Origin of the sequence: Corallococcus llansteffanensis (assembly GCF_003612055.1) — a bacterium.
GTDB classification, from domain to species: Bacteria; Myxococcota; Myxococcia; order Myxococcales; family Myxococcaceae; genus Corallococcus; species Corallococcus llansteffanensis.
Map to the genome: position 1 here is coordinate 1 of NZ_RAWB01000584.1, position 6,180 is coordinate 6,180.

The following is a 6,180-nucleotide window of genomic DNA, read 5'->3' on the forward strand; positions in this document are numbered from 1 at the left end:
ACCCCGGGGACCTCCGCTCAGCCCGCCGGGCCGCCCGCCGCCCTGGCGCCCGGCCGCCCGGTGACGCTCGTCATCGGCGGCGACGTGACGGTGGGCCACCACTACCAGACGTACTTCGACGAGCAGGTGGGCAAGGGCCGCTCGCGCGAGGAGATGTTCGCGTACGGCTTCCGCGAGGTGAAGCCCTTCGCGGACACCGGGGACCTGTTCGTCGTGAACCTGGAGTGCCCGTACACGGACAGCACGGAGAAGCTGCCCAAGAACTTCAACTTCCGCGCGCGCCCGGAGCTGGTGAACGTGCTCACCGCGGGCGGCGTGGGCGTGGTGAGCCTCGCGAACAACCACATGATGGACTACGGCGCGCAGGGGCTGCTGGACACGCTCACCACCCTGGAGGCCGCGCGCATCCCCTTCTTCGGCGCGGGGCGCAACCTCGCCGAGGCGCGCCGCCCGGCCATCGTCACCGCGGGCGGCCTGCGCATCGCGTTCCTGGGCTACTTCTTCCTGGGCACGCGCAACATCGAGCCGCCCCAGGTCTACGCCACGGAGACGACGCCGGGCGTGGCCGGGCACTTCTCCGACGTGGAGGTGATGGAGCGGATGCTGCGCGAGGACATCACCGCCGCGAAGGCCCGGGCGGATCTGGTGCTGCCCTTCTTCCACTGGGGCATCGAGGGCAACACCACCCCGGAGCCGTACCAGGTGCGCCTGGCGCACGCGGCCATCGACGCGGGCGCGGCGGGGGTGCTCGGCAGCCACCCCCACGTGCTCCAGTCCATGGAGCTGTACCTGGGCGCGCCGGTGGTCTACTCGCTGGGCAACTTCGTGTTCGGCGGGAACTGGAACCCCCGGGACAAGCGCAGCGTCCTGTGGCGGGCGCGCTTTACACCGACGGGCTATCTGTCCAGTGACGTGCTGCCGCTCAGGACCGACCGCTATCCGGAGTTTCCCGTCCAGCCGGTGCCCGTGACGGGTGCCGAGGCGGAAGGGGTGATAACACTGCTCCGCACCGCGTCGCAGGAGCCGGGACGGGGGCTGGAGCGGATGCTGCCGGCGTTGGAGCCTGGGGCGTCTCCAGAGCCCGGAGAGCCAGGGGCCCGGCCGCTCCCCTCCTCCAATGTCCGAGGGGGGGAGTAGCCTGGGTGCTACTTGTTGTTGCGCTGGCCGCGCTTGAAACGGTTGCGGCGGCGCTTCAGCTGCGCCTTCCGCGTCTTGGCGCGGTTGGCCAGCTTCTTCTTGGAACGATTTCCCTTCTGTGCAGGCATGATCGAAGGCTCCGTGTTGGGCGTGAATCGGGCCGCACCGGGCGGCGACGGGGGGCGTTCTTACATGCCCATGCCCAGACGGCCAAGGTTTTCCTTGACGGCCACGGCCCTTGCCACGGGGCGGCCAAAGGGGCAAGACGCCCCGGGACCCACGCATGATTGACAAATTGGAAGAGGTCGAGCGCCGTTTCGAGCGGCTCACGGCTGACCTGTCGAACCCTGAAATCCTCGCCGACACGGCGAAGCTCCAGAAGGTGTCCAAGGAGCGCGCCGCCCTGGAGCGTCTCGTGGAGACGTTCCGGGCCTACCGCAAGGTGCTGGCGGACCTGTCCGAGGTGGAGGCCTGGCTGTCCAGCTCCGACCCGGACGAGAAGGCCTACGCGCGCGAGTCACTGCCCGGCCTGAAGGAACAGCGCGACGTGCAGGAAGCGGCGCTGAAGATCCTCCTGCTGCCCAAGGACCCCAATGACGAGAAGAACGTCATCCTGGAGATCCGCGCGGGCGCGGGCGGCGACGAGGCGGCCCTCTTCGCCGAAGAGGTGATGCAGATGTACCTGCGCTACGCCGACCGCAAGGGCTGGAAGGCGGACATCCTGGACATGAGCGCGGGCAACGCGGGCGGCGTGAAGGACGCCACCGTGACGCTCTCCGGGGACGCGGTGTTCAGCCAGCTCAAGTACGAGTCCGGCGTGCACCGGGTCCAGCGCGTGCCGGCCACGGAGACGCAGGGGCGCATCCACACCTCCACCATCACCGTGTCGGTGATGCCGGAGGCGGAGGACGTGGACGTGCAGATCAACCCGGCGGACATCGAGATGCAGGTGATGCGCTCCACGGGCGCCGGTGGCCAGAGCGTCAACACCACGGACTCCGCGGTGCGCCTCATCCACAAGCCGTCCGGCATCGTGGTGAAGTGCCAGCAGGAGAAGAGTCAGGGGAAGAACCGCGCCATGGCCCTGCGCATGCTGCGCGCGAAGCTCTACGACATGGAGCAGGAGCGCATCCGCAACGAGCGCGACTCCATGCGCCGGGGCCAGGTGGGCACGGGCGACCGCAGCGAGAAGATCCGCACCTACAACTTCCCGCAGGACCGGCTCACCGACCACCGCATCGGCCTCACCGTGCACAACCTGCCGGCCATCATGGTGGGCAACGTGGACGAGGTCATCACCGCCTGCCGCACGCACTACCAGGCGGAGGCCCTCAAGGCGCAGACGGGCAGCGGGCGCCCCTCCGGCGAAGCATGAGCGACGTCTGGACCATCCGCCGGGTCCTCACCTGGACGACGCAGCACTTCGAGAAGCGCCAGGTGGACGCACCCCGCCTCACGACGGAGATCCTCCTCGCGCACGTGCTCAAGACGGGCCGCGTGCGCCTGTACGTGGACCTGGACCGGCCCCTGGCGAAGGAGGAGCTCACCGCGTTCCGCGCGCTCATCGAACGCCGGCTCGCGGGCGAGCCCACCAACTACCTGACGGGCACGAAGGAGTTCTACAACCGCCCCTTCAAGGTGGACGCCCGGGTGCTCATCCCCCGGCCGGAGACGGAGCTGCTGGTGGAGGCGCTGCTGCACGCGGTGCCGAAGGACGCGCCCTCGCGGGTGCTGGACGTGTGCACGGGCTCAGGCTGCATCGCCATCAGCGTGGCGGGCGAGCGCCCCCAGGCCACCGTCTTCGCCACGGATTTGTCCCCGGACGCGTGCGCGCTGGCGAAGGAGAACGCCCAGGCGCTGGGCGTGGGCGAGCGCGTCACGGTGCTCCAGGGCGACCTGTTCAGCCCCCTGCCCCCGGACGCGCGGTTCCAGGTGGTGGTGTCGAACCCGCCGTACATCGACTCGGGCGACATCGCCGGGCTGTCCCCGGAGGTGCGGCGCGAGCCCCGACTGGCGCTGGATGGCGGGCCGGATGGCCTGGTCGCGCTCAGGAGGGTCATCCAGGGGGCCCGGCGGGTGCTGGAACCTGGCGGGCTGCTTGCACTGGAGATGGGGGAGACCCAGGGAAGCGCCGTCCTGGAGCTCCTGCGCGCCGCGGGGTACGCGGACGCGCGCGTGGAGAAGGACCTGGAACGGCGAGAACGCATGGCGTTCGGGACACAGCCCGCGGCCTGAGGGCCGCAGGGGTGAGGCACACGAGACATGGACAAGATCGTCATGAAGGGCGGCACCGCGCTGCACGGTGAGGTGGAGGTGTCCGGCGCGAAGAACGCGGCGCTGCCCATCCTCGCCTCCGCGCTGCTGGCGGATGGGACCAACACCTTCCGCAACGTGCCGGACCTCGCGGACGTCAAAACGATGCTGGCGGTGCTGCGCACGATGGGGTGCGAGGCCGCGCGGCTGTCCGGCAAGAAGGCGGACACGTGCGAAATCAGCATCACCGGGGACATCACCCCGGAGGCGCCCTACGAGCTGGTGAAGACGATGCGCGCCAGCGTCCTGGTGCTGGGGCCGCTCGTGGCCAGGTTCGGCCGGGCGCGCGTGTCCATGCCGGGCGGGTGCGCCATTGGCGCGCGCCCCATCGACCAGCACCTGAAGGGCTTGAAGGCGCTGGGCGCGGAGATCCACCTGACCGAAGGGTACGTGGAGGCCCGGGCGAAGCAGCTCAAGGGAGGCACGGTCAACTTCGACGTCATCACCGTCACGGGCACGGAGAATGTGATGATGGCGGCGGTGCTCGCGAAGGGCCGCACGGTGATGGAGAACTGCGCGCGCGAGCCGGAGGTGGAGGAGCTGGCGCGGGTGCTCAACAAGATGGGCGCGAAGGTGGAGGGCGCGGGTTCGTCCGTCATCACGATTGAAGGCGTGGAGTCCCTCAACCCGGTGGACCACGCCATCCTCCCGGACCGCATCGAAGCGGGCACGCTGCTGGTGGCGGCGGCCATCAGCGGGGGCAACGTGCTGGTGAAGCACGCACGGCCGGAGCACCTGGACGCGGTCATCGACAAGCTGCGCGAGGCGGGCTGCACCATCACCGCCGAGGGCGGCGGCCTGCGGTGCAAGGCGCCCAAGACGCTCAAGTCCGTGAACATCACCACCACGGAGCACCCGGGCTTCCCCACGGACATGCAGGCGCAGTTGATGGCGCTGATGACGGTGAGCCACGGCACGTCGGTCATCTCCGAGAACATCTTCGAGAACCGCTTCATGCACGTGCCGGAGCTGCACCGGCTGGGCGCGGACATCACCATCCAGGGGCATACGGCGGTGGTGAAGGGCGTGAAGGGCCTGAGCGGGGCGCCGGTGATGGCCACCGACCTGCGCGCCAGCGCGTCCCTCATCCTGGCCGGCCTGCGGGCTGACGGGCAGACCGAGGTCAGCCGTGTCTACCACCTGGACCGTGGGTACGAGCGCCTGGAGCGCAAGCTGCGGGGCCTGGGCGCGGACATCCGCCGCGTGAAGGAACGGGCCTGAGCACCCGAGCCCAGGGGGCTGGTTGACGGCGCGTTGCCAACAGAAGCGGTGGGATGGGTTGCATCCGAATTTTTGGGCGACCTATCATTCTCCATTCACCGGGGAGCACCGCTCCCCTTTTCAGGAGAATGAGCCGCCCCATGGATTGCCCCGCTGGTTGCAGCGTCGAAATGACTGATCTCGAGGGAGATCACGAGACGTTGCGGGAATGTAAAGAATGCGGCGGGCTGTGGATCAACGTCGCGGACCTCAACCGGATCCTCCTGCACAACAACCTGCTCGGGCTGGAGGGACAGGGCGGCAAGATGGACGCCGAGGCCCTGACCGGACACTGCCCGGACTGCCAGGTCGACCTGGTTCGCGTCGACGGTGGCGACCGGCAGCACCCCCTGCACTACGACACCTGTGAGTCGTGCGGCGGCATCTTCCTGGAGTCGGAGTTCGCGGACGCGGCCGACGCCAAGGAGGCGGAGAAGAAGATCATCACCTTCTTCCGCAACTTCGACTCGAAGCGGAAGACCCGGGCCGCCATCTAGGCCGCCGCCCGGGCCCTGTCCCGGGCGCCGGCTTCCCGGCTTCAGGGATGGCTGCGGAAGTCGCTCCCCCACTCCTCGGGGAGCGTCCCCTCCAGGGTGAGTGACGCGGACGCCTTGGGGCCCTCCCCCACGGCGCTCCGCGCGAAGGTCACCGGCACGCGCCCCTTCTTGGGGATGTCCAGCGTCACGCGGTTGCCCGACACGGTGTAGGTGCCGGTGACGACCGTGGTGGGCTCGCGCGTCTCCAGGGGCTCCAGCGAGAAGCGCCAGGTGCCGTCCACGAAGAAGGACAGGAAGCGCTCGGGGGCGCCCTCGTGGCCACCGAACCAGGTGCCCAGGAGCGGCGCCGCCCGTGCGTCGTACTTGAAGCGGGTGGCGAGCGAGGGCGCGTTGAGCGGCTTGCCCCCCGAGTAGAGGAGGAGGTCGGTGAGGCACACCGGCGCGTCCTCCTTCGTGCCAGGGAAGCGGTCGGCGACCTCCAGGACGAAGCGCGCGCCGAACAGCGGCTGGGACAGGGGCACGGCCTGCAGGCCGCGCTTGTCCTGCACGGTGACGCTGCGCGATGCCTCCACGCTGGTGAGGGTGAACTTGCGCACCCGGCCGTTGGCCTTGAAGGCGTCGCGGGACGTGCCGTCGCCCGTGTAGACGCGCACCTCGTCCAGGGTGACGGGCTCCTTGAAGCCGATGATGATGTTCGCGGGCTTCTCCCCTTGCGCGCACCAAGTGGTGGTGTCCCGGCCGTCCAGCAGGTTCAGGGGCGCGTAGTGTTCCGGGCGCGAGTCCTTGTCCACGTAGGCTTCCGCCTGGGCATACCCGGGCGCGGCCGGCGCGGCGGCGAGGACGGAGGGGGAGACGAGCAGGAGGGAGGCCACGGACAGGCTTCGCATGGGGCGCATCTTGGATCGTCCCCGGCCCGGGGCTCCAGCCCGGGTGCGCACCTTCCGTCGCCACCGGACGCTGTCGCGGCGCCCCG

General features: G+C 69.7%; 6 protein-coding genes. 5 read left to right on the plus strand and 1 reads right to left on the minus strand.

From position 1 onward, the window contains the following. The 5 genes from D7V93_RS35730 to D7V93_RS35750 all read left to right on the plus strand — a co-directional run. The coding region (locus D7V93_RS35730) for a CapA family protein (RefSeq protein ID WP_147451514.1) at nt 1–1,137 on the plus strand (1,137 nt) is incomplete at its 5' end. A 283-nt stretch (nt 1,138–1,420) separates the two neighbouring features. After that, entirely contained in the window at nt 1,421–2,512 is a 1,092-nt protein-coding gene (gene prfA / locus D7V93_RS35735) for a peptide chain release factor 1 (protein WP_120613839.1), read from the plus strand. Beyond that, a complete protein-coding gene (gene prmC, locus D7V93_RS35740; RefSeq protein WP_120647621.1) occupies nt 2,509–3,372 on the plus strand; it encodes a peptide chain release factor N(5)-glutamine methyltransferase in 864 nt (287 codons plus the stop codon). The genes prfA and prmC overlap by 4 nt, the downstream gene beginning before the upstream one ends. 27 nt (nt 3,373–3,399) lie before the next feature. Then, entirely contained in the window at nt 3,400–4,671 is a 1,272-nt protein-coding gene (gene murA / locus D7V93_RS35745) for a UDP-N-acetylglucosamine 1-carboxyvinyltransferase (protein WP_120647622.1), read from the plus strand. A 140-nt stretch (nt 4,672–4,811) separates the two neighbouring features. Then, complete coding sequence (locus tag D7V93_RS35750; protein ID WP_120613842.1) at nt 4,812–5,207, plus strand: TFIIB-type zinc ribbon-containing protein; 396 nt, start codon at nt 4,812–4,814, stop codon at nt 5,205–5,207. Between the two features lie 41 nt (nt 5,208–5,248). On the opposite strand, the gene D7V93_RS35755 is transcribed toward D7V93_RS35750, so the two are convergent. Next, nucleotides 5,249–6,094, minus strand: coding sequence for a discoidin domain-containing protein (locus tag D7V93_RS35755; protein ID WP_244237705.1), 846 nt, complete (start codon nt 6,092–6,094; stop codon nt 5,249–5,251). Nucleotides 6,095–6,180 lie beyond the last annotated feature (86 nt).

What these genes read in the sequence shown, in the direction of transcription:
- murA (WP_120647622.1), top strand. Translation starts at nt 3,400, where the DNA reads ATGGACAAGATCGTCATGAAGGGCGGCACCGCGCTGCACGGTGAGGTG.
- prmC (WP_120647621.1), top strand. Translation starts at nt 2,509, where the DNA reads ATGAGCGACGTCTGGACCATCCGCCGGGTCCTCACCTGGACGACGCAG.
- D7V93_RS35755 (WP_244237705.1), bottom strand. Translation starts at nt 6,094, where the DNA reads ATGCGAAGCCTGTCCGTGGCCTCCCTCCTGCTCGTCTCCCCCTCCGTC.
- D7V93_RS35750 (WP_120613842.1), top strand. Translation starts at nt 4,812, where the DNA reads ATGGATTGCCCCGCTGGTTGCAGCGTCGAAATGACTGATCTCGAGGGA.
- prfA (WP_120613839.1), top strand. Translation starts at nt 1,421, where the DNA reads ATGATTGACAAATTGGAAGAGGTCGAGCGCCGTTTCGAGCGGCTCACG.